This is a genomic window from Sphingopyxis sp. H050, from assembly GCF_001468265.1.
Lineage (GTDB): Bacteria > Pseudomonadota > Alphaproteobacteria > Sphingomonadales > Sphingomonadaceae > Sphingopyxis.
Genome location: NZ_LNRZ01000002.1, coordinates 472,465 through 494,160, shown reverse-complemented (window position 1 = coordinate 494,160; position 21,696 = coordinate 472,465). Strand labels below are relative to the sequence as shown.

The window sequence follows — 21,696 nt, the reverse complement described above, 5'->3', positions numbered from 1 at the left end:
GGCTCTCTTAGTGCAGGAACACGAACATGGTGTTAAGCTTTTTCCATGACCTTCGGCAGTGCATGGAAAGCGGTGCTGTCGAATCCTTCGACCATCAGATTGCCGACGAACTCGCCGACCGCTTCGGGGTCCTTGATGCTCTTCGGATCCTCGCCCGGATAGGCGCGGGCGCGCATTTGCGTCCGGGTGCCGCCGGGATCGAGGATCGCGGTGCGCACCGTCGAAATATTGCGCATTTCGGCGCCATAGCTCGTGACGAGCGCCTCCAGCGCTGCCTTCGACGCGGCGTAGGCGCCCCAATAGGCGCGCGGTTCGCGCGCGACGCTGCTCGTCAGCGCGACCAGCCGGCCGCGGTCCGAACGGCGGAGCAGGGGATCGAAATTGGCGATCAGCGCTTGCTGCGCGATCAGGTTGAGCGTCAGCAGCTTGTTGAATTCCTTGCCGTCGATCGCCGCGACCGGGGTCAGGGTGCCGAGCATCGCCGCGTTCAGCACCAGCATGTCGAGCTTCTGCCAGCGCTCGGCCATCGCGCTCGCGAGCCGGGCGATGCTGTCGCCATCGGTCAGATCGAGCGGCGCGATCGTCGCGCTGCCGCCGGCATTGTGGATGCGGTCTTCGAGTTCCTCGAGCCCGCCCGCCGTGCGCGCCGTGATCACGACATGGGCGCCACGCGTCGCCAGCGAATAGGCGATGGCTTCCCCGATGCCGCGGCTTGCGCCGGTGACAAGCGCGACCTGGCCCAAAAGCTCTTGAGACGCATTGGTCATGTCGTCAGACAACCCGCTCGGCAAGCAGCGAAAATTGGTCATCGACGCTATTCTCGTCGAAGTCGGTCAAGGTGGTCGGATAATCGCCCGTAAAGCAGGCGTCGCAATATTGCGGCTTGCGATCGTTGCGATCGACCTCGCCGAGCGCGCGGTACAGGCCGTCGATCGTCAGGAACGCTAGGCTGTCGGCGTTGATGAAGTTCGCCATCTGTCCGATCGTCATCTGCGCCGCGAGCAGCTTCGCGCGCTCGGGCGTATCGACGCCATAGAAACAGCTGTGCTGCGTCGGCGGGCTGGCGATGCGCATATGCACCTCGGCCGCGCCGGCGTCGCGCATCATCTGCACGATCTTCAGGCTGGTCGTCCCACGCACGATCGAATCGTCGATCAGGATGATGCGCTTGCCCTGGATGAGTGCGCGGTTGGCATTATGCTTCAGCTTGACGCCGAGGTGGCGGACCTTGTCGCCGGGCTGGATGAACGTGCGTCCGACATAGTGCGACCGGATGATCCCCAGCTCAAAGGGAATGCCCGATTCCTGGGCATAGCCCAGCGCCGCCGGCGTCCCCGAATCGGGCACGGGGATGACCAGATCGGCCTCGACCGGATTTTCGCGCGCCAGCTCGGCGCCGATCGCCTTGCGGACCGAATAGACGCTCGTGCCCTCGACGATCGAATCGGGACGCGAAAAATAGACATATTCGAAGATGCACGGCCGCGGATCGCGCTCGGCGAAGGGGCGGTGCGAGGTCAGCTGGCCGTCCCGGATGATCACCAGCTCACCGGGTTCGACCGAGCGGACGAAATCGGCGCCGACCACGTCGAGCGCAACCGTTTCGGACGCCAGGATATGCGCGTCGCCGAGCTTCCCGATCACCAGCGGGCGGATGCCGAGCGGGTCGCGGCAGCCGATCATGCCCTCCGCGGTCAGGCAGATCAGCGAATAGGCGCCCTCGACCTGTTTCAGCGCGTCGATGAAACGGTCGAGCAGGGTGCGGTAATTCGACGTCGCGACGAGGTGGATGATCACCTCGGTATCGCTGGTCGACTGGAAGATCGAGCCCCGACGAACCAGGATTTTGCGCAGCGCTGTCGCGTTCGAGATATTGCCGTTATGCGCGACCGCGAAGCCGCCGGTCGCGAGATCCGCGAACAGCGGTTGGACGTTGCGGAGCGCGGTTTCGCCGGTCGTCGAATAACGGACATGGCCGATCGACGACGGGCCGCCGAGCTGGCGCATGATGTCGTCGCGGTCGAAATTGCCCGCAACATGTCCCATGGCGCGATGCGTATGGAAGTCCTTGCCGTCGAAGGCGGTGATGCCCGCGGCCTCCTGTCCGCGGTGCTGCAGGGCATGGAGCCCCAGAGCAACGACCGCGGCGGCGCTCTCGGCGCCATGAATACCAAAAACGCCGCACTCCTCGCGGAGCTTGTCGTCGTCGAAAGGGTGGGTCGTCAGCATGTCGTTCCGGCAGCGAGGGGCGATGACTGCCGCGCATATAGGGAGGGTTGTTCCAAATGTCGCCCCCCAACTTCACACTATTGCAACACCGCCCCGGCGTGAGGGGTGACAGCGGCGGCAATCCTGATCTAAAGCGCTTGACCATGGACCAGAACAGGGACGAAACCGACCGCTTTCTGCCGCACTTCGATGCGGCGGGTCTCGTAACCGCGATCGTGGTCGATGCGGCAAGTGGCGCGCTGCTGATGGTCGCCCATATGAACGCCGACGCGATCCGCCTGACGCACCAGACCGGATTCGCGCATTTCTGGTCGCGTTCGCGCCGTTCGCTCTGGCTCAAGGGCGAGACGTCGGGCAACCGGCTCGCGCTCGCCGAGATGCGCGTCGACTGCGATCAGGATGCCTTGCTGCTGCGCGTCACGCCCGAAGGCCCCGCCTGCCACACGGGCCGCCGTTCCTGCTTCTATCGCCGCGTCGAGGCCGATGGCTCGATCACCTTCCTCGGCGATGACGCCTGATCGGCGCGTCCTGTGGCTGGCGCTCCCCCTGTTGTTCGCGGGCTGCGAACGGGGCACGCCGTCCGGCGATGGCCCGATCGACGCCGACAACCCGCTCGAAATGGCGGCACGCGAACGCGGTGTGGTCAGGCCCGATACCGCGACGCCGACCGGCGTCTTCGAACGCGCGCACGATCTCGGCCGCGATGCCATGTGCGCCGTTCCCGATGGCGCCGGCCAATGGCGTTTCGCGCTGACAGCGTCTTATGGTCCCGGCCTGTCGTGCACCGCGAGCGGCACCATCGTCCGCGACGGCGATAGCTGGCGGATGCGCTTTGCGGGCGCCGAAGGCTGCGAGGCGGTCGTGCATGAGGAGGAGGACGAACTGCGGATGCCAGGCAGCCTGCCGTCGCAGTGCGACAGTCTTTGTCCGTCGCGCGCCTCGCTGTCGGGGCTGTTCCTGCCGCGCGCGAGCTGGTCGGAGGATGACGCGAAACGCTTGCAGATGCGCGACAGACGGGGCAATGTCGTCCGGCCCTGCGGTGCTTGACGCGGACGATTCTCCAAAAGCGGGTCAGACTTGACGTTCACGTCAACGGAAACTATTCTCGCGCCATGACCGAAGAATACGGCCACGCCCATATCGATACGCCCGATCATCTCGGTCGTGACCAGTTCAGCATCACCGATCTTTCGACCGAATTCGGCGTTACCGCCCGCGCGCTCCGCTTCTATGAGGACGAAGGCCTCATCAGTCCGTCGCGCAAGGGTCTGTCGCGCATTTATTCGAAGCGCGATCGGGCCAGGCTCGCGTGGATCCTGCGCGCGAAACGCACGGGATTCAGCCTGGCCGACATTCGCGAGATGATCGATCTTTACGACGTCGGCGACGGCCGCAAGTTGCAGCGTCAGGTGACGATCGAAAAGTGCCAGCAGCGGATCAGTCTGCTTCAGCGCCAGCGCGACGATATCGACAGCGCCGTCGAGGAACTGAAACGCTTCATCGATATGGTGAAAAAGGTCGAAGCCGGCCAGACAGTGCGCTGAGCTTCGGCTCCAGCCTCCCCGGGTGAGATAATTGCCAACCGCCGCTTTCCAGAAAGATGAGTCATGCCCGCCTATCGTGCCCCCGTTCAGGATACTCTCTTCCTCATCAACGACGTCCTCGGGATCGAACGCTATTCGAACCTGCCCGGCTTCGCCAACGCCACGCCCGACATGGTCGAGGCGGTGCTGACCGAAGCGGGCAAATTCTGCGAGGAAGTCCTGTTCCCGATCAACTATTCGGGCGATCAGGAGGGCTGCACGCGGCACGAAGACGGGTCCGTCACGACGCCCAAGGGCTTCAAGGAAGCCTATAAGGCCTATTGCGACGCTGGTTGGACGCTGCTGACCCAGCCCGAGCAGTTCGGTGGGCAGGGCCTGCCGCACGTCATCGGTTTCCCGGTCGAGGAATATCGCATGGCCGCGAACCAGGCCTTTTCGATGTATCCCGGCCTGACGCAGGCCGCGGTCGCCGCCATCCTGGTCAAGGGCTCGGAAGAGCAGAAGGCGACCTATGCGCCGCGCATGATCTCGGGCGAGTGGGGCGGGACGATGAACCTCACCGAGCCGCATTGCGGCACCGACCTCGGCCTCATCCGCACCCGCGCGGTGCCGAATGCCGATGGCAGCTATGGCATCACCGGCACGAAGATCTTCATCTCGTCTGGCGAGCATGACCTGACCGACAACATCATTCACCTCGTGCTGGCCAAGACCCCCGATGCACCCGACAGCGTCAAGGGCATCTCGCTCTTCATCGTGCCGAAGTTCCTCGTGAACGAGGACGGCTCGCTGGGTGAACGCAACACGCTCCAGTGCGGCTCGATCGAGCACAAGATGGGAATCCACGCCAATTCGACCTGCGTCATGAACTATGACGGCGCGAAGGGCTGGATGGTCGGCGAGGAGAACAAGGGGCTCGCCGCGATGTTCGTGATGATGAACGCCGCGCGCCTCGGCGTCGGCATCCAGGGTCTCGGCCAGGCCGATATCGCGTTTCAGAACGCCGTCCGCTACGCGCAGGACCGTCGTCAGGGCCGCGCGCTCACTGGCCCGCAGGATCCGCAGGAAAAGGCCGATCCTCTCTTCGTCCACCCCGACGTCCGCCGGATGCTGATGGACGGCAAGGCGGTCGTCGAGGGCCTCCGCGCGCTCTGCCTCTGGGGGGCGCTGCAGGTCGACCTCGCGCATGCCGCCGAGACCGAGGAAGAACGCCAGCGGGCGGACGATCTCGTCAGCCTGCTCACCCCCGTCATCAAGGGCTATGGCACCGACAAGGGGTATGAGGTGGCGACGAACGCGCAGCAGGTCTTCGGCGGCCACGGCTATATCGAAGAACATGGCATGTCGCAGTATGTCCGCGACGCCCGCATCACGATGATCTACGAAGGCGCGAACGGCGTGCAGGCGATGGATCTCGTCGGCCGCAAGCTGGCTCAGAACGGCGGCCGCGCGATCCAGGCCTTCTTTGCGATCATCGACGAGGAATGCGCCGCGGCAAGGGGCAATGAAGCGCTCGCCGATTTCGCGGGCCGCCTCGAAAAGGCCAATGGCGAGCTGAAGGCCGCGACCATGTGGTTCATGCAGAACGGCATGGCGAACCCGAACAATATCGGCGCCGGCGCGCATCACTATATGCACATCATGGGCATCGTTGCGCTCGGCTCGATGTGGCTGATGATGGCGCAGGCAGCGCGGAAGGCGCTCGCCGAGGGCCGCGGCAACAAGGACTTCCTTGAGGCCAAGATCGTCACCGCGCGCCACTTCGGCGAGCGCTTCCTCCCCGATGCCGGCGCGCTCCGCCGCAAGATCGAGGCGGGCAGCGAAGCGATGATGGAACTGACCCCCGAACAGTTCTTCGCGGCCTGACCGCGCCCGATCGAGTGGCTCCACCTCGCTTCGGGTGGATCCAGGTCGTTCGCTTCGTGCAAGAGGAGGGGGGCAACCTCCTCCTCCGCCCGAAAACCGCCATCTAATCGGCGAACAAAAAATCCTTTCCTATTAAATCCGGCCATGATCTACCCTGCGGGATGATAGCCACGCCCCCGTTCCACGTCGTGCCGCCAATGTCAGCGCCGCGCCATCCGCTTAAAGCGACAAAGGAGACATTTCGGACGCGCACGTCCGTATCCTTTGTCTCCTTAAGGGCATTTTTCGAGCCCGCGCCGGCGACCGGCAACCAAATCGCCCGAAGCGCGTGTGAGCCCGCATGAGCGAGGGCGCGCTTTCCCCCATTGTCGTCGAGGGCCGCAATTGCTGGCGGATCGAACGCGCGGACAAGGCGCGGATGATCGTCGATGCGGCGGACTATTACGCGCTGCTCGAACAGCTGATGGCGGATGCCAAGGAACGCATCCTGCTTATCGGCTGGGACTTCGATCCGCGCATATCGCTGAAGCCCGACAGACAAGGGAAGGGCGAACCGCTCGGCCATTATCTTTTGCGCCTCGCGAAAAACTGCCCCGACCGCGATATCGACATCCTTCGTTGGAATTTCGGCGGGCTGAAGCAGATCGTGTTGCCCAGCATATTGGCGATGATCGCACGGTGGAAATTCACGCGTTCGATCAGCTTTCGCCTCGACAGCGCGCATCCGCTGGGATGCAGCCACCACCAGAAGGTCGCCGTATTCGACGACCATCTCGCGGTATGCGGCGGGATCGACGTCGGCGCGCGGCGCTGGGACACGCGCGATCACACCGACGACGAGCCGCGCCGGACGGCGCCCGACGGGAAACCTTATATGCCGTGGCATGACAGCACGATGCTGCTCGCGGGTCCGGTGGGCAATGCGCTTGCCGATCTGGGCAATGAGCGCTGGCAGCGCGCGACGAAAAAGCCGCTGCGCGATCTCAACGGCACGGGTGAGAACTGGCCCGACGATCTCGAACCCGACTTCGAGGGCGTCGATGTCGCCATTTCGCGCACCCGCGCCGAATATGACGGCTATGAGGAAATCCGCGAGATCGAGCAGCTCTATCTCGACATGATCGCGGCCGCCAAACGCTTCATCTACTTCGAGAATCAATATTTCACCTGCGGCAAGATCGCCGCCGCGATCGCCGAACGGCTGAACGAAGACGACCCGCCCGAATTCGTCATGGTGATGCCCGAAACCGCGGATGGCTGGCTGGAGCAGATGGCGATGGACGCCGCGCGCGTGCAGTTGGTCCGCGAAATCGCCAAGACGAAGCACGGCGACCGGCTGCGGGTATATTATCCGCGGACCAGGGGCGGCGAGTCCATCTATGTCCATGCCAAGACCGCCATCGTCGATGACCGGCTGATCCGCATCGGCTCGGCGAACCTCAACAATCGCTCCATGGGCCTCGACAGCGAGTGCGACGTGACGATCGACACGGCGCTGCCGGCGAATCACGGCGCCGAGCCCACGATCCGCCGCTTACGGGAATCGCTGATCGCCGAGCATCTCGATGTCGAGCCCGCCGAGGTTGCCAGTCGCTACGAAACCAACGGCTCGCTCATCGAAACGATCGAGGCGTTGCGGAGCGGCGGCCGCTCGCTCGAATGGCTCGACCTGGTCCCGCCGGGACCCATGGATGAGTTTATTGCCGAGAACGAACTGCTCGATCCCACCAGCCCCGACGCGATGTTCGAAAGTCTGACCGAGCGCGGCCTCAGGAAAAGCTGGCACCGCGGCCGCAACTGGATGCGGCGGCACCGGCCGTTTCGGCGTAGGCAAACTTAGAATTCCGTTCGCATCGAGCGAAGTCGAGATGCCCGTCGGCTTGGCCCTGTCTCGATGGGTGTCTCGACTTCGCTCGACACGAACGGGTTGGGCGTTTGCGTCAATCTGCCAGCGAAAGGATATGCTGAGCTTGCTTCAGATGCGGCGCATCGACCATCTTGCCGTCGACCTGGAGCACGCCGACGCCGGGATTGGCGGCAAAGGCATCGACGATAGCCTGCGCGCGCTGCACTTCCTCGTCGGCAGGCGTGAAGGCGGCGTTGATCGCCTCGACCTGCGAGGGATGGATCGCCATCATGCCCGTAAAACCGTCGCGGCGGGCTCTTGCGGCATAGGCGGCGAGGCCAGCTTCGTCCTTGATCGCCGGGAACACCGTGTCGATCGCCGCAACGCCGGCCCCATGCGCCGCAAACAAGGTGAGCGCGCGTGCGACCTCATAGGGCGAGGTATAGCTGCCATCGTCGTGGCGGCTGCTCGTCGCGCCGATCGCGGCGGGCAAATCCTCGGCGCCCCAGGTGACCCCGAGCAGCCGGTCCTGCACGTCGCGGTAGCTGCCGAGCGTGAAGATTGCAGCCGGCGTTTCGGTTGCGATCGGCAGGACCGGGGGCAGCGACATATCGCGCTCGGATTCGCTGCGCAGGATCGTGTCGAGCTGCAGGATACTCGGCGCGCCCTCGGCCTTGGGCAGCATGATCGCATCGGGCCGGGCGGCGGCGATCGCAGCAACGTCGGCGGCGGTCATGTGCCCGTCGAGCGGATTGACGCGGACCAGCGTCACGACCTCGCGGTCGCCGAGGAGATATTCGGCAACCGCCGCTCGCGCCGCTTCCTTGTTGGCGAGCGAGACCGAATCCTCAAGGTCGAGGATAATCGCATCGGCGCCCGATGCGGCCGCCTTGGCGAAGCGCTCGGGCCGGTCGCCGGGAACGAAGAGGAGCGAACGCAGGCGCATTAGACAATCTTTCCTTTGATCAATGCCGCCCGCTCGCACTGACATACGATCTCGCCGCGCTGATTGATACAGCGATGGAGGAAGGTGACGATCCCCGAACCGGGGCGCGACTTCGATTCCTTCAGGCCGATCACTTCGGTCTCGGCGCGAAGCGTATCCCCGATGAACACCGGCTTCGGCATGACGAGCTTGTCATAGCCGAGGTTCGCGACGAGCGTGCCGAGCGTCGTATCGCCGACCGACAGCCCGACCATCAGGCTGAAGGTGAAGGTGCCGTTCACAAGGATCTGGCCGAATTCCGACGCCTTCGCCGCCTCGGCATCGAGGTGCAGCGGCTGCGGGTTATGCGTCATCGTCGAAAAGAGCAGATTGTCGGTCTCAGTCACCGTGCGCCGGATTTCGTGGGTGATCGTCTCGCCGATCTGCCATTCGTCGAAAAACTTGCCTGCCATTTTCAGTCCCTCAAATGCAATTTCATGCCGACATGGCTCTGCACGAAGCCGAGCCGGGCGTAAAAGCGGTGCGCGTCGGTGCGTTTGGCCGACGATGTGAGCTGGACAAGCTTGCAGTCGCGCGCGCGGCATTGCTCGACCGCCCACCGGATCATCCGCTCGCCGAGCTTTTGGCCGCGCAGGTCGGCCGCGATCCGCACCGCCTCGATCAGCCCGCGCCAGCTTCCGGTAAAGGAAAGCCCCGGCAGGAAACTGAGCTGCATCGTCCCGACGACGCGGCCGCCCAGTTCCGCAGCGATCAGATGCTGGTTCGGATCGGCGTCGATCGCCTCGAACGCCGCCAGGTAGCGCGGATCCGAGGGATCGGCCTCGCGGTTCGCCGGAATCGTATCCTCCGAAAGCATGGCGAGGATGGCGGGAAGGTCCGTCACCGTCGCATCGCGGAAGATCATCTCGCTCACTCGGCCGCCTCGATCTTCGCGAGGAGCGCCTCGACCTGAACCTGCGCCCCGGCGATGGCGTTGAGCTCGGCGACCACGCCGTCGAACGGCGCCGTCAGGCTATGCTCCATCTTCATCGCTTCGAGCGTCAGCAGCTTCTGGCCCTTGGTCACCTTGTCGCCCGCCACGACATCGACCGCAATGATCTTGCCCGGCATCGGCGACAGGATCGCGCCGTCGCTGACGCCGCCGCCTGATCCGCCAGCGGCGCGCCAGGGCGTGAGCTGCCACACGGCGCCGCTCTCGGCGACGAGCATCGCGGGCGCAGGCTCCTCGGCGCCCGGCCCGTGCAGCGTCACATCGACGCGCTTGCCGTCGAGCAGGAAGGGCGCGGTCCGCACGTCGGGGGCATTGAGGCGGAAACCCGATTGCAGCGAGCGCCGCACCATTGCCATCGCGGCGTTTGTGAGCGCTTGTTCCGAAGGCATCGGCTCGGCGGTCATGCTGTCGCCATCGCGGCCGATCAGCCCGGTGTCGACCGTGCCCGCAACGAAATCGGGATGGTCGAGCGCGGCGATCAGGAAGGCCGAATTGGTCTTCACCGGCCAGATCGCGCTGTCCTCCAGCATCTCCGACAGCATCTCGCGCGCTTCCTCGCGGTCTTCGCCATAGGCGATCACCTTTGCGATCATCGGGTCGTAGAAGGGCGAGACCTCGGCGCCCTCGTAAACGCCGGTGTCGATGCGGCCGAGATGTTCGGGAAGCTGGAAGAGTTCGAGGGTGCCGATCGAAGGCAGGAAGCCTTTCGACGGGTCTTCCGCGTAAAGCCGTGCTTCCATCGCCCAGCCGTTGATCGCCAGCTCGTCCTGCGACAGCGGGATCGGCTCGCCGCTCGCGACGCGCAGCTGCCATTCGACCAGATCGACGCCGGTGATTTCCTCGGTGACCGGATGCTCGACCTGCAGGCGCGTGTTCATTTCCATGAACCAGATGCGGTCGGCGCGCAGGCCCTCGGAGGCGTCGGCGATGAACTCGATCGTCCCCGCGCCGACATAGTCCACGGCCTTCGCGGCGCGCACCGCGGCGGCGCAGAGCTCGGCACGCGTCGCTTCGTCCATGCCGGGGGCGGGGGCTTCCTCGATCACCTTCTGGTGTCGGCGCTGCAGAGAGCAATCGCGCTCGAACAGGTGAACGACATTGCCGTGCGTGTCGCCGAACACCTGCACCTCGATATGGCGCGGGGTCAGGATATATTTCTCGATCAGCACATGGTCGTTGCCGAACGACGCCGCCGCCTCGCGCTGGCACGAGGCCAGTGCGTCGGCGAAGTCCGCCGCAGCATCGACCTTGCGCATCCCCTTGCCGCCGCCGCCCGCGACTGCCTTGATCAGCACCGGATAGCCGATCTGCGCGGCCTGTTCGGCGAGGTGGGCGGGATCCTGATTTACGCCCATATAGCCCGGCGTCACCGCCACCCCGGCATCGGCCATCAGCTTCTTGGCGGCGTCCTTCAGCCCCATCGCGGTGATCGACGAGGGTTTGGGTCCGACCCAGACGAGCCCGGCATCGGCGACCGCCTGCGCGAACTCGGCATTCTCGGACAGGAAGCCGTAGCCCGGATGGATGGCCTCGGCGCCGGTCGCTTTTGCTGCCGCGATGATCTTCTCGCCGATCAGATAGGATTCGCGCGCCGGCGATGGCCCGATATGCACGGCCTCGTCGGCCTCGCGCACATGCAGCGCCTTGGCATCGGCGTCCGAATAGACCGCAACGGTCCTGATGCCCATCTCGCGCGCGGTGCGGATGATACGGCAGGCGATCTCGCCACGATTGGCGATGAGGAGGGAGATGATCACAGCCGCTCCTCCCCGGCACGGGGAGGGGGACCATCCGCAGGATGGTGGAGGGGCACAGGCGGCTCGCCTTGCCGTGCACTGATCTTCATCGCGCGTTCCTTGCACACTTCGGTTATTCTCGTCACCGCACCCTCCAGATTTGTCATGATGGCAGGTGCCGGTACACGCAGCGTTGCGACATGTTGCGACTTCAGAAAGCTCGACCGAGCAGCATCGTGTCGCACGGCATGCTCGCCGTCATGTGTCAATCCGTCGACCTCGACAGCAAGGCGCACCGCCGGGCAATAGAAATCGAGAATATAGATGCCTGCCGGATGCTGGCGCCGGAATTTGAAACCTTCCGGTCGCTCCCGCAGGATACGCCAAAGCATCCGTTCGGGGAGGCTCATTTCGCTGCGCAGTTTGCGTGCACGTTTCAGTGTGTCGCGGGGGCCGGTAATCATGGCATGTGCCCCTCCACCATCCTACGGATGGTCCCCCTCCCCGTACCGGGGAGGATCACTTCGATCTGCCGGTGCATGATCACATCCTGAACACGCCGAACCCGCGGTCCTCGACCGGAGCGTTCAGCGTCGCGGCAAAGGCCAGCCCCAGCACGTCGCGTGTCTGCGCAGGGTCGATGATGCCATCGTCCCACAGCCTCGCCGTCGCGTGATAGGGATTGCCCTCATCCTCATATTTCTGGCGGATCGGCGCCTTGAAGGCTTCGGCTTCCTCGGGCGTCCATTTGTCGGCGTCGCGGTGGACCGTTGCCAGCACGCTTGCCGCCTGTTCGCCGCCCATCACGCTGATCCGCGCATTGGGCCAGGTGAAGAGGAAGCGCGGCGAGTAAGCGCGCCCGCACATGCCGTAATTGCCCGCGCCGAAGCTGCCGCCGATCAGCACGGTGATCTTCGGCACCGTCGCGGTCGCCACCGCCGTCACCAGCTTTGCGCCATGCTTCGCGATGCCCTCGGCTTCATATTTGCCGCCGACCATGAAGCCGCTGATATTCTGCAGGAAGAGCAGGGGAATGCGCCGCTGCTGCGCCAGCTCGATGAAATGCGCGCCCTTGACCGCGCTCTCGCTGAACAGCACGCCATTGTTGGCGAGGATCGCGACCGGGATGCCCCAGATATGCGCGAAACCGCAGACGAGCGTCGCGCCATAGTTCGCCTTGAACTCGTGAAACTCGCTGCCGTCGACGATCCGCGCGATCACCTCGTGCACATCATAGGGCGCGCGGACGTCCTGCGGGATGATGCCATACAGCTCTTCGGCATCATATTTCGGCGGCCTTGGCTCCCTCATTCCGTTCGCATCGAGCGAAGTGGAGATGCCCATCGTACGCGCATGACCTCCCGGTGTCTCGACTTCGCTCGACACGAACGGACCAGAGAGGTGCGACATAATATCGCGCACGATCGTCAGCGCATGCTCGTCATTCTCGGCCAGATGGTCGACCACGCCCGATTTCTTGGCATGCAGGTCGCCTCCGCCCAGATCCTCGGCGCTGATCTCTTCCCCCGTCGCGGCCTTCACCAGCGGCGGGCCAGCGAGGAAGATCGTGCCCTGATTGCGCACGATGACGGTCTCGTCCGACATCGCCGGGACATAGGCACCCCCCGCGGTGCAGCTTCCCATCACGCAGGCGATCTGCGGAATGCGCTTCGCCGACATATTCGCCTGATTGAAAAAGATGCGCCCGAAATGGTCGCGGTCGGGAAAGACCTGGTCCTGGTGCGGCAGGTTCGCGCCGCCGCTGTCGACGAGGTAGACGCAGGGCAGGCGGTTCGCCTCGGCAATCTCCTGCGCGCGAAGATGCTTCTTCACCGTCATCGGATAATAGGTGCCGCCTTTCACCGTGGCGTCGTTGCACACGATCATCGTCTGCTTGCCCGACACGCGGCCGATGCCGGCGATCATCCCGGCGCCCGGAACCTCGCCCTCATACATGTCGCACGCCGCGAGCTGGCCGATCTCGAGGAAGGGCGAGCCCGGATCGAGAAGCCGCTCGACGCGCTCGCGCGGTAGCAGCTTGCCGCGGCTGGTATGCCGCTCGCGCGACTTCTCGTTGCCGCCCAGCGCCGCCTCGGCGACGCGCGCATGCAGCTCGTCGCGCAGTCCGCGATTGTGCGCAGCATTGGCGCGATAGGCGTCGCTGTCGGCGTTGACCATCGTGCCCAGAACAGGTGCGCTCACGTCTTAAACTCTCCCTTTGAAGTCGAGCGGGATTACCCCGCGGCTCGTCGAATGGAAAGGACCACACGCAGACTTTGGTTTGCATTGAAACCACTTCGCCCCAGGCCTATCCCAATTGTGTGCGTCCCTGAGAATAAGGTTATTCCCATGAAAAAAGCCGTCTTTGCCATTTTGCTTTCGACCGCCGCGATCGTCGCCGGGCCGGTCGCCTGTTCCAAGGGCGACAAGGCCGACGCCAGCTATACCGTCGGCACCGAACTCGGCATCAGCAAGGCGGCGATGGACACCAGCGTGAAGCCGGGCGACGACTTCTACGCCTATGCCAACGGCAACTGGCAAAAGACGACCGCGATCCCGGCCGACCGCTCCTCGATCGGCGCCTTCTACATCGCATTCCTTGAGACCGAGAAGCGCACCCGCGAACTGGTCGACGCGATCGTCAAAAGCGGGGGCGAGCCGGATACGGACGATGGCCGCATCGCTGCCTTTTATAACGCCTATATGAACACCAAGGCGATCGACGCCGCAGGAATGAAGCCGGTCCAGGCCGATCTCGCGCGCTTCGACGCGATCACCGACAAGACCTCGCTCTCGAAGGTGCTCGGCGAGCAGACGCGCGCCGACGTCGATCCGCTGAACGCGACCGACTATGCGACCGAAAACCTCTTCGGAATCTTCGTCACGCAGGGCCTCGCGACCCCCGGCGAAGTCATCCCCTATGTGCTGCAGGGCGGTTTGGGTCTGCCCGAGCGCGAATATTATCTCTCTGCCGATCCGAAGATGGCGACGATCCGTACGCAGTATCAGGCTTATATCGCCAAGCTGCTGACCGCTGCGGGGCAGACGGATGTCGAAGCGAAGGCGAAGCGGATCTATGATTTGGAAGCCAAGATCGCCCGGGCCCATGCGGACCGTGCCGAGAGTGAGGATTTTGCCAAATCGGCGGGCGTCTGGACCAAGGCCGATTTCGCGAAGAAGGCGCCCGGCATCGACTGGGACGCTTATCTTGCCGCCGCGGGGCTCAACAAGGCGAGCAAGTTCGGCGCCTATCACGCGAAGGCGATTGCCGGCTTGTCGGCGCTCGTGGCGTCGGAGCCGCTCGATGCTTGGAAGGATTGGCTCGCGTTTCACCAGATCAACACGCACACCGATGTGCTGCCGACCGCGCTCGATAACGCGCACTTTGCTTTTTACGGCACGACGCTTTCGGGCACACCGGAGCAGCGCAGCCGCGACAAGCGCGCGCTCGACGCGCTGAACACCGACCTCGGCGACGCGGTTGGCCGCGTGTACGCGGAGAAATATTTCCCGGCCTCGGCGAAGGCCGAAGTTGGCGACATGGTGACGGGCATCAAGGCCGCCTTCGCCAAGCGCGTAAACGCGATCGACTGGATGGCGCCCGAAACCAAGAAGGAAGCAGTCAAGAAGGTGGAGACGATCGTCGTCGGCGTCGGCTACCCCGAAACCTGGCGCGACTACGGCAGCTACACCGTCAGCCCCCACAACGCTTATGGCAATGTCGTGGCGGGCGAGAAGGCCGAATATGTCCACCAGCTTGCCAAGATCGGCAAGCCGTTCGACAAAGCCGAATGGTGGATGACACCGCAGACGGTCAACGCCGTCAATCTGCCGGTCCAGAACGCGCTGAACTTCCCCGCTGCGATCCTGCAGCCGCCGTTCTTCAACGCCAAGGCCGACCCGGCGTATAATTATGGCGCGATCGGTGCGGTGATCGGGCATGAGATCAGCCACAGCTTCGACAATAATGGCGCGGCGTTCGACTCCACCGGCGCGCTGCGCAACTGGTGGACGGCCGAAGATCTGGCGAAGTTCAACGCCGCGGGCGCTGCGCTCGCGGCGCAATACGACACCTACAAGCCGTTCCCCGACCTTGCCGTGAACGGCAAGCTGACGCTGGGGGAAAATATCGCGGACGTTGCGGGCCTGCAGGCTGCCTATGACGCGTACCGCGCGTCGCTCGGCGGCAAGGAGGCGCCGGTTATCGACGGCTTCACCGGCGACCAGCGCTTCTTCATCGCCTTTGCGCAGACCTGGGCAACGAAGATGCGCGACGAGGCGCTGCGCGCGCGCGTCGCGACCGACGGCCATGCGCCGGGCATGTACCGCGCGCTGACGGTCCGCAACCTCGACGCCTGGTACAAGGCATTCGACGTCAAGGAAGGCGACAAGCTCTACCTCGCGCCCGACAAGCGCGTGCGGGTCTGGGGTTGAGCCGACGGGGCGGAGCATCATGCTCCGCCCTCATTCTTTCGGGCGGGCTTCTTTCGGATCAGATGGCTGTAGACGCCGACGAGGTTGATGCAGAGCAGCGCGACATTCTGCCAGCCGATGCCTTCGCTGTCGGGCTGCAGGAAGCCCCAGCCGATCAGCGCGAGGCTGCTGGTCACGAAGATCACGAAAGCCCAGCCGGTCCAGCGCTCGCCGAGGTTCAGCGACACGAGTAGCGCCGCGAGCGTCGAGGCGGCGGCGCCATAATATTGCAGCACGTCCAGCATCGTCTCGCTCATGAGCCGGTCGCTCCGAAAACAAATTCCAGTTTCAGCCCGTCGGGATCGGCAAAGAAAACCGCATAATAGACGCGGCCGTACTGCGGGTAATCGGCGGGCGGATCGAGCACCGTTGCATCGATGCTGCGCAGCAAACCATGGAGCGCATCGACATCTTCACGGCTGTCGGCGGCCCAGGCGAGATGGTGCAAGCCCGGCGAATAGCGGTCGTGGACTCGCGCTGCGCCGTCGCCGCACGCTTCGAGGATGCCAATCGAATGAAAGGGCTCGCCCGCGCGGTCCCAGTCGCTGCCATGGTCATAATCGGCAGCGCGCCGATACCCCATGAAGCCGAGTACGGCGTCGTAGAAGGCGCGCGAGCGCTCCTTGTCGGTGACCGTCAGGTCGATGTGATGGACGAGCCCGCGCATGCTAAGCCAACGCGCCTGCCAGCGCGAAGATGCCTGAGGCCGTCAGCACCGGCCAACCGATATGCCGGCCGCGCGTATAGAGAGCGTCAAACAGGCCGGTGGCGGTCCACGCGGCGCCGATCAGAAGGATCAGCTCGCGCGGCGTGCCCGGCCAGACGACCGACGCCGCCGATACCAGCATCAGCAGCGACAGGGCATGCCATGCCAGCCGGAATACCCTGCGCGCCAGATCGACGCCCATCACGCCCTGGTCGAGCATCATCAGCGGCCGGATCAGCCGCCGCTCGCCCAGAAAGCCGTGCACCGCGGCCGTCGTCACCATGCAGGCGGCCGACAGCCAGAGCCAGATCACGCGCCGGCGCCGATCAGCTCGCGGCCGATCAGCATACGGCGGATCTCGTTCGTCCCCGCGCCGATGTCGAGCAGCTTGGCGTCGCGCCAGTAGCGCTCAACCGGCCAGTCCTTCGTGTAGCCCGCGCCGCCCAGCGCCTGGATCGCCTCGCCCGCGACTTTCACCGCATTCTCGCTCGCGAGAAGGATGCAGCCCGCGGCGTCGAAGCGCGTCGTCTGCCCCGCGTCGCACGCCTTGGCGACATTATAGACATAGGAGCGCGCCGACTGGAGCATCACATACATGTCGGCGACTTTCGCCTGCATCAGCTGGAACGACCCGATCGGCTTGCCGAACTGCTTGCGCTCGCGAACATAGGGGATGACCGTGTCGAGGCACGCCTGCATGATGCCGAGCTGGAGCCCCGCGAGCACGACGCGTTCGTAATCGAGGCCCGACATCAGCACCCCGACGCCGCCATTCTCGGGCCCCATGACCTGCTCTTCGCTCACCTCGCAGTCGGTGAAAACCAGCTCGGCGGTTGGCGATCCGCGCATCCCCACCTTGTCGATCTTCTGACCGATGCTGAACCCCGGCATATCCTTTTCGATCAGGAAGGCGGTGATGCCGCGCGACCCTGCGTCCGGGCTGGTCTTTGCGTAAACGACCAGTGTGTCCGCGTAAGTGGCGTTGGTAATCCAGAATTTGGTGCCGTTGAGGACATAGCCGCCCTGAACTCTGTCCGCCTTCAGCTTCATCGACACGACGTCGCTGCCGGCGCCGGCTTCGGACATCGCGAGGCTGCCGACGTGCTCGCCGCTGATCAGTTTGGGCAGATATTTCGCCTTCTGCTCGGCATTGCCCCATCGGCGGATCTGGTTGACGCAGAGGTTCGAGTGCGCGCCGTAAGAGAGGCCGATGGCGGCGCTGGCGCGGCTGACTTCCTCGACCGCGATGACATGCTCGAGATAGCCGAGGCCGAGCCCGCCGAACTCTTCCTCGACGGTGATGCCGTGCAGGCCGAGCGCGCCCATCTGCGTCCACAATTCGTCGCGCGGGAACCAGTCTTCGGCGTCGGCCTTGGCGGCAAGCGGAGTGATCTGTTCGTCGGCGAAGCGGGCGGTCGTGTCGCGGATCATGTCGGCGGTTTCGCCGAGCGCGAAATCGAAATCGGGGGTGGCGCGCATGAGGGTCCCTTCGGTCAGCGGCGGAACAGGTCGCGGTTTTGCCTCAAAGCGCCTTCATATGAAAATTGAAACTTCACGCGTTTCAGCATAAGAAATTCTTATGATAAAGCGTTCGCATATCCGGCAGTTCCTCGCCGTCGTCGATGCCGGCAGCTTCACGCGCGCCGCGCAACAAATCCGCGTCACCCAGCCGGCGTTGTCGACCGGCATCGCGGACCTCGAACGCCTTGTCGGCGCGCCGCTCTTCATCCGTAACCGTCGCCAGATCAGGCTCACTGAAGCCGGCGGGCGATTCCTGCCGATCGCGCGCGACCTTGAACGGGGCTTTCGGTCCGCCGACGGCTTTGGCCGCGCTGAGGAAAGCGATAAGCCGGTGCTCAAGCTCGGAACGATCCGTTCGGTGCCGGGCGAGTTCTTCCAGATCGTTGCTACGCTGCTATCGCGCGACTTTGCGCTAGAGATCAGCGAGAATAGCGACTCCGAACTCCGCGCCGCGATCCATGGCGGGCGCCTCAACATTGCCCTTGTGCCGCTGCGTCAGGGAGAACGCGAACCGAGCGTCATTCCGCTTTATGAGGAACCTTTCGTCATGCTTGTCGCTGCCGACCATCCGCTGGCGGGGCAGGGCGAGGTCGGCCCCGAGGAATTAGCCACCGAAACGATGATTGCGCGTCGCTCATGCGAGTTGCTCGATGCGACGAGCCGTTTCTTCACCCGCCACCGCGTGCGCCCGCGCTTTGCACTTCGCAGCGACAGCGACGATCGCTGCCTGCGGATGGTGGCCGCAGGGGTGGGAATCACGACGGCGCCGGCATCGCTTGCCATCGATGGCGTCGTTGCGATCAAGGTCAGCGGCTATGACTTCCGGCGCGAGCTTGGCCTGCTGGTCGATCCGGCTTGGCTTGCACAGCCCGAGATGGAACAGCGCCTCTCCCGCGCGCTCGCGGCGTTGCAACGCGCCGCGGCGGACTGGCAGGATGCACGCGCCAATGGCTGACCTTTCAAGTCTGGCTTGCACCCCCGAAAGGCCATACTGCTTGCCCGCCGTCATCCGCGTCGGCAAGGGCAAGGCATGACCGATACGCTGACCCATCTCGACCGGCTGGAGGCCGAGAGCATTCATATCATGCGCGAAGTGATGGCCGACGCGGCGAAGCCCGTGATGCTCTACAGCGTGGGCAAGGACAGCGCGGTGATGCTTCATCTCGCGCGCAAGGCCTTCTATCCCTCGCCACCGCCGTTCCCGTTGCTCCACGTCGACACCACATGGAAATTCCAGGCGATGTACGAACTGCGCGACCGCATGGCGGCAGAGAGCGGCATGGAACTCATCGTCTATCAGAATCCCGAGGCGAAGGAGCGCGGGATCAATCCGTTCGACCACGGCCCGCTGCATACCGACATGTGGAAGACCGAAGGTCTCAAACAAGCGCTCGACCTCCACGGCTTCGACGTGGCCTTTGGCGGTGCGCGGCGTGACGAGGAGAAAAGCCGCGCCAAGGAACGCATCTTCTCCTTCCGCACCGCAAGCCACGGCTGGGATCCGAAGAAGCAGCGGCCCGAGCTCTGGAATCTTTACAACGCCCGCAAGGCGAAAGGGGAGAGCATCCGCGTCTTCCCGATCTCGAACTGGACCGAGCTCGACATCTGGCAATATATCGCGCGCGAAAACATCCCGATCGTGCCGCTCTATTTCGCCGCGCCGCGTCCGACGGTCGAGCGCGACGGCCTGTTGCTGATGGTCGACGACGACCGCTTCCCGCTGCTGCCCGGCGAGACGCCGGTCGAACGCTCGGTGCGTTTCCGTACCCTCGGCTGCTACCCGCTGACGGGCGCGGTCGAGAGCGAGGCGACGACGCTGTCCGAAGTCATTCAGGAAATGCTGCTCACCACGACCAGCGAACGCCAAGGGCGCATAATCGACAAGGATGGCGGCGACGCGTCGATGGAGAAAAAGAAGCAGGAAGGGTACTTCTAAATGACCGATCCTGTTTACGTCACCGACGCCCTCATTGCGGAGGATATCGACGCCTATCTCGCGGGCCACGAAAAGAAATCGCTGCTGCGTTTCATCACTTGCGGATCGGTCGACGACGGCAAGTCGACGCTGATCGGCCGGCTGCTCTATGACTCGAAGATGATCTTCGAGGACCAACTCGCCGCGCTCGAAGCCGACAGCAAGCGCGTCGGTACGCAGGGGCAGGAGATCGATTTCGCCTTGCTCGTCGACGGCCTCGCCGCCGAGCGCGAGCAGGGGATCACGATCGACGTCGCCTACCGCTTTTTCACGACCGAGAAGCGCAAGTTCATCGTCGCCGACACGCCGGGGCATGAGCAATATACACGCAACATGGTCACGGGGGCCTCGACCGCCGACCTCGCCGTCATCCTGATCGACGCGCGCAAGGGCGTGCTCACCCAGACGCGGCGGCACAGCTTCCTCGCGCACCTGCTCGGCATCCGGCACATCGTGCTCGCGGTGAACAAGATGGATCTTGTCGGGTACGACAAGACCGTGTTCGACCGCATCACGCTTGCCTACCGGGCGTTCGCGAGCGAGATCGGCATCACCAATTTCACCGCGATCCCGATTTCGGGCTTCAAGGGCGACAATATCACCGCGCTTTCGGACAATACGCCCTGGTTCAAGGGACCGGCGCTGATCGAGCACCTCGAGAATGTCGAAATCGGCGCCGCTGCCGATGAAGCCAAGCCGTTCCGTATGCCGGTGCAATGGGTAAACCGTCCGAACCTCGACTTCCGCGGTTTCTCCGGGCAGCTTGCGAGCGGCACCATCAAGCCCGGCGATGCAGTGCGTATCCTGCCGAGCGGCAAGACCACGACCGTTGATCGCATCGTCACTCTTGATGGCGATCTCGACGAAGCTGTCGCCGGTCAGTCGGTCACATTGACGCTTGGCGACGAGGTCGACTGCTCGCGCGGCGATGTGATCGCGGCAGCCGACAATCCGCCCGAAGCGGCCGACCAGTTCGAGGCGACACTCGTCTGGATGGCCGACGAGGCGATGATCGCGGGCCGCGCCTATTGGCTGAAGCTTGCGACGCAGACGGTCTCGGCAACGATCCAGCAGCCGAAGTACGAGATCAACGTCAACACGCTCGACCATCTCGCGGCGAAGACGCTTGACCTCAACGGCATCGGCGTCGTCGAACTGTCGACCGACAAGCCGATCGTGTTCGAAGCCTATGCGGACAATCATGCGCTCGGCGGCTTCATCCTGATCGACAAGCTCACCAACGCCACCGTCGCGGCGGGGATGCTGCACTTCAGCCTTCGCCGCGCCCAGAATGTCCATTGGCAGGCGACCGACATCAGCCGCGATATGCGCGCGAACCTCAAGAACCAGAAGCCCGCCTTGCTGTGGTTCACCGGCCTGTCGGGGTCGGGCAAGTCGACGATTGCCAACATCGTCGAGAAGAAGCTGCACCGGATGAACCGCCACAGCTTCCTGCTCGATGGCGACAACGTCCGCCACGGGCTCAACCGCGACCTCGGCTTCACCGAGGCCGACCGGATCGAGAATATCCGCCGCGTCGGTGAGGTCGCGAAGCTGATGACCGACGCGGGGCTCATCGTGATCACCGCTTTCATTTCGCCGTTCAGGGCCGAGCGGGAGATGGTGCGCTCGATGCTGCCAGAGAGCGAGTTCCTCGAAATCTTCATCGACACGCCACTCGCCGAAGCCGAGAAGCGCGACGTGAAGGGCCTCTACAAAAAGGCGCGGGCAGGCCAGCTTAAGAATTTCACCGGCATCGACAGTCCCTATGAAGCACCCGAGCAGCCTGAAATCCGGATCGACACGACCGCGATGACGCCCGATGAAGCGGCAGACCTGATCATCGATCGCTTGCTGGGGTAA

General features: G+C 64.2%; 21 protein-coding genes. 9 read left to right on the top strand and 12 right to left on the bottom strand.

What is annotated here, in order from left to right:
- Nucleotides 1-32: 32 nt before the first annotated feature.
- Nucleotides 33-767 (bottom strand): SDR family NAD(P)-dependent oxidoreductase, encoded by a 735-nt coding sequence (locus ATE67_RS05490; protein WP_058815860.1) that lies wholly within the window; start codon nt 765-767, stop codon nt 33-35.
- 4 nt (nt 768-771) lie between these two features.
- Nucleotides 772-2,229, bottom strand: a complete 1,458-nt coding sequence (gene purF, locus ATE67_RS05485; protein ID WP_058815604.1) for an amidophosphoribosyltransferase — start codon at nt 2,227-2,229, stop codon at nt 772-774.
- Nucleotides 2,230-2,372: 143 nt separating this feature from the next.
- Between purF and hisI the strand changes: the two genes are divergently transcribed.
- From hisI to ATE67_RS05460, 5 genes are all read left to right on the top strand, one after another.
- On the top strand, nt 2,373-2,747 hold the full coding sequence (gene hisI, locus ATE67_RS05480) for a phosphoribosyl-AMP cyclohydrolase (protein ID WP_058815603.1): 375 nt from the start codon (nt 2,373-2,375) through the stop codon (nt 2,745-2,747).
- The gene (locus ATE67_RS05475) at nt 2,737-3,276 is read left to right on the top strand and encodes a hypothetical protein (RefSeq protein ID WP_058815602.1); all 540 of its coding nucleotides are present in this window, start codon (nt 2,737-2,739) and stop codon (nt 3,274-3,276) included. The genes hisI and ATE67_RS05475 overlap by 11 nt, the downstream gene beginning before the upstream one ends.
- A 65-nt stretch (nt 3,277-3,341) precedes the next feature.
- A complete protein-coding gene (locus ATE67_RS05470; RefSeq protein ID WP_058815601.1) occupies nt 3,342-3,773 on the top strand; it encodes a MerR family transcriptional regulator in 432 nt (143 codons plus the stop codon).
- A 63-nt stretch (nt 3,774-3,836) separates the two neighbouring features.
- A complete protein-coding gene (locus tag ATE67_RS05465) occupies nt 3,837-5,639 on the top strand; it encodes an acyl-CoA dehydrogenase C-terminal domain-containing protein (RefSeq protein ID WP_058815600.1) in 1,803 nt (600 codons plus the stop codon).
- Between the two features lie 340 nt (nt 5,640-5,979).
- Nucleotides 5,980-7,479, top strand: coding sequence for a phospholipase D-like domain-containing protein (locus tag ATE67_RS05460; RefSeq protein WP_058815599.1), 1,500 nt, complete (start codon nt 5,980-5,982; stop codon nt 7,477-7,479).
- A gap of 100 nt (nt 7,480-7,579) precedes the next feature.
- Here ATE67_RS05460 and ATE67_RS05455 read toward each other — a convergent pair whose 3' ends face one another.
- The 6 genes from ATE67_RS05455 to ATE67_RS05430 all read right to left on the bottom strand — a co-directional run bounded on the left by ATE67_RS05455 (nt 7,580) and on the right by ATE67_RS05430 (nt 13,282).
- The gene (locus ATE67_RS05455; RefSeq protein WP_058815598.1) at nt 7,580-8,431 is read right to left on the bottom strand and encodes an HpcH/HpaI aldolase/citrate lyase family protein; all 852 of its coding nucleotides are present in this window, start codon (nt 8,429-8,431) and stop codon (nt 7,580-7,582) included.
- Nucleotides 8,431-8,883, bottom strand: coding sequence for a MaoC family dehydratase (locus ATE67_RS05450; protein ID WP_058815597.1), 453 nt, complete (start codon nt 8,881-8,883; stop codon nt 8,431-8,433). The genes ATE67_RS05455 and ATE67_RS05450 overlap by 1 nt, the downstream gene beginning before the upstream one ends.
- 2 nt (nt 8,884-8,885) lie before the next feature.
- Complete coding sequence (locus tag ATE67_RS05445) at nt 8,886-9,335, bottom strand: GNAT family N-acetyltransferase (RefSeq protein WP_231728066.1); 450 nt, start codon at nt 9,333-9,335, stop codon at nt 8,886-8,888.
- 5 nt (nt 9,336-9,340) lie between these two features.
- Nucleotides 9,341-11,179 carry an acetyl/propionyl/methylcrotonyl-CoA carboxylase subunit alpha gene (locus ATE67_RS05440; RefSeq protein WP_058815595.1) on the bottom strand — a complete coding sequence of 613 codons (1,839 nt, stop codon included), beginning with the start codon at nt 11,177-11,179 and terminating at the stop codon, nt 9,341-9,343.
- Nucleotides 11,176-11,622 carry an endonuclease domain-containing protein gene (locus ATE67_RS20950; RefSeq protein ID WP_082660213.1) on the bottom strand — a complete coding sequence of 149 codons (447 nt, stop codon included), beginning with the start codon at nt 11,620-11,622 and terminating at the stop codon, nt 11,176-11,178. The genes ATE67_RS05440 and ATE67_RS20950 overlap by 4 nt, the downstream gene beginning before the upstream one ends.
- A 79-nt stretch (nt 11,623-11,701) precedes the next feature.
- Nucleotides 11,702-13,282 carry a carboxyl transferase domain-containing protein gene (locus ATE67_RS05430; RefSeq protein WP_443028735.1) on the bottom strand — a complete coding sequence of 527 codons (1,581 nt, stop codon included), beginning with the start codon at nt 13,280-13,282 and terminating at the stop codon, nt 11,702-11,704.
- Nucleotides 13,283-13,507: 225 nt separating this feature from the next.
- Between ATE67_RS05430 and ATE67_RS05425 the strand changes: the two genes are divergently transcribed.
- Nucleotides 13,508-15,592 (top strand): M13 family metallopeptidase, encoded by a 2,085-nt coding sequence (locus tag ATE67_RS05425; RefSeq protein ID WP_058815592.1) that lies wholly within the window; start codon nt 13,508-13,510, stop codon nt 15,590-15,592.
- A 17-nt stretch (nt 15,593-15,609) separates the two neighbouring features.
- Here ATE67_RS05425 and ATE67_RS05420 read toward each other — a convergent pair whose 3' ends face one another.
- From ATE67_RS05420 to ATE67_RS05405, 4 genes are read right to left on the bottom strand one after another with little or no spacing between them, the layout of a single operon-like run.
- Complete coding sequence (locus ATE67_RS05420) at nt 15,610-15,888, bottom strand: hypothetical protein (protein WP_058815591.1); 279 nt, start codon at nt 15,886-15,888, stop codon at nt 15,610-15,612.
- Nucleotides 15,885-16,298 (bottom strand): VOC family protein, encoded by a 414-nt coding sequence (locus ATE67_RS05415; protein ID WP_058815590.1) that lies wholly within the window; start codon nt 16,296-16,298, stop codon nt 15,885-15,887. Before ATE67_RS05415 ends, ATE67_RS05420 begins: the two co-directional genes overlap by 4 nt.
- Nucleotide 16,299: 1 nt before the next feature.
- Nucleotides 16,300-16,650, bottom strand: a complete 351-nt coding sequence (locus ATE67_RS05410; RefSeq protein WP_058815589.1) for a hypothetical protein — start codon at nt 16,648-16,650, stop codon at nt 16,300-16,302.
- A complete protein-coding gene (locus tag ATE67_RS05405) occupies nt 16,647-17,816 on the bottom strand; it encodes an isovaleryl-CoA dehydrogenase (protein ID WP_058815588.1) in 1,170 nt (389 codons plus the stop codon). The genes ATE67_RS05410 and ATE67_RS05405 overlap by 4 nt, the downstream gene beginning before the upstream one ends.
- Before the next feature lie 100 nt (nt 17,817-17,916).
- Here ATE67_RS05405 and ATE67_RS05400 point away from each other — a divergent pair, with 100 nt between their 5' ends.
- From ATE67_RS05400 to cysN, 3 genes are read left to right on the top strand one after another with little or no spacing between them, the layout of a single operon-like run.
- Nucleotides 17,917-18,813: a LysR family transcriptional regulator gene (locus ATE67_RS05400; protein WP_058815587.1), complete on the top strand. Its 897-nt coding sequence runs from the start codon at nt 17,917-17,919 to the stop codon at nt 18,811-18,813.
- Nucleotides 18,814-18,849: 36 nt separating this feature from the next.
- Nucleotides 18,850-19,794 carry a sulfate adenylyltransferase subunit CysD gene (cysD, locus tag ATE67_RS05395; protein ID WP_269433432.1) on the top strand — a complete coding sequence of 315 codons (945 nt, stop codon included), beginning with the start codon at nt 18,850-18,852 and terminating at the stop codon, nt 19,792-19,794.
- Complete coding sequence (gene cysN, locus ATE67_RS05390; RefSeq protein WP_058815585.1) at nt 19,795-21,696, top strand: sulfate adenylyltransferase subunit CysN; 1,902 nt, start codon at nt 19,795-19,797, stop codon at nt 21,694-21,696. It abuts the gene before it with no gap.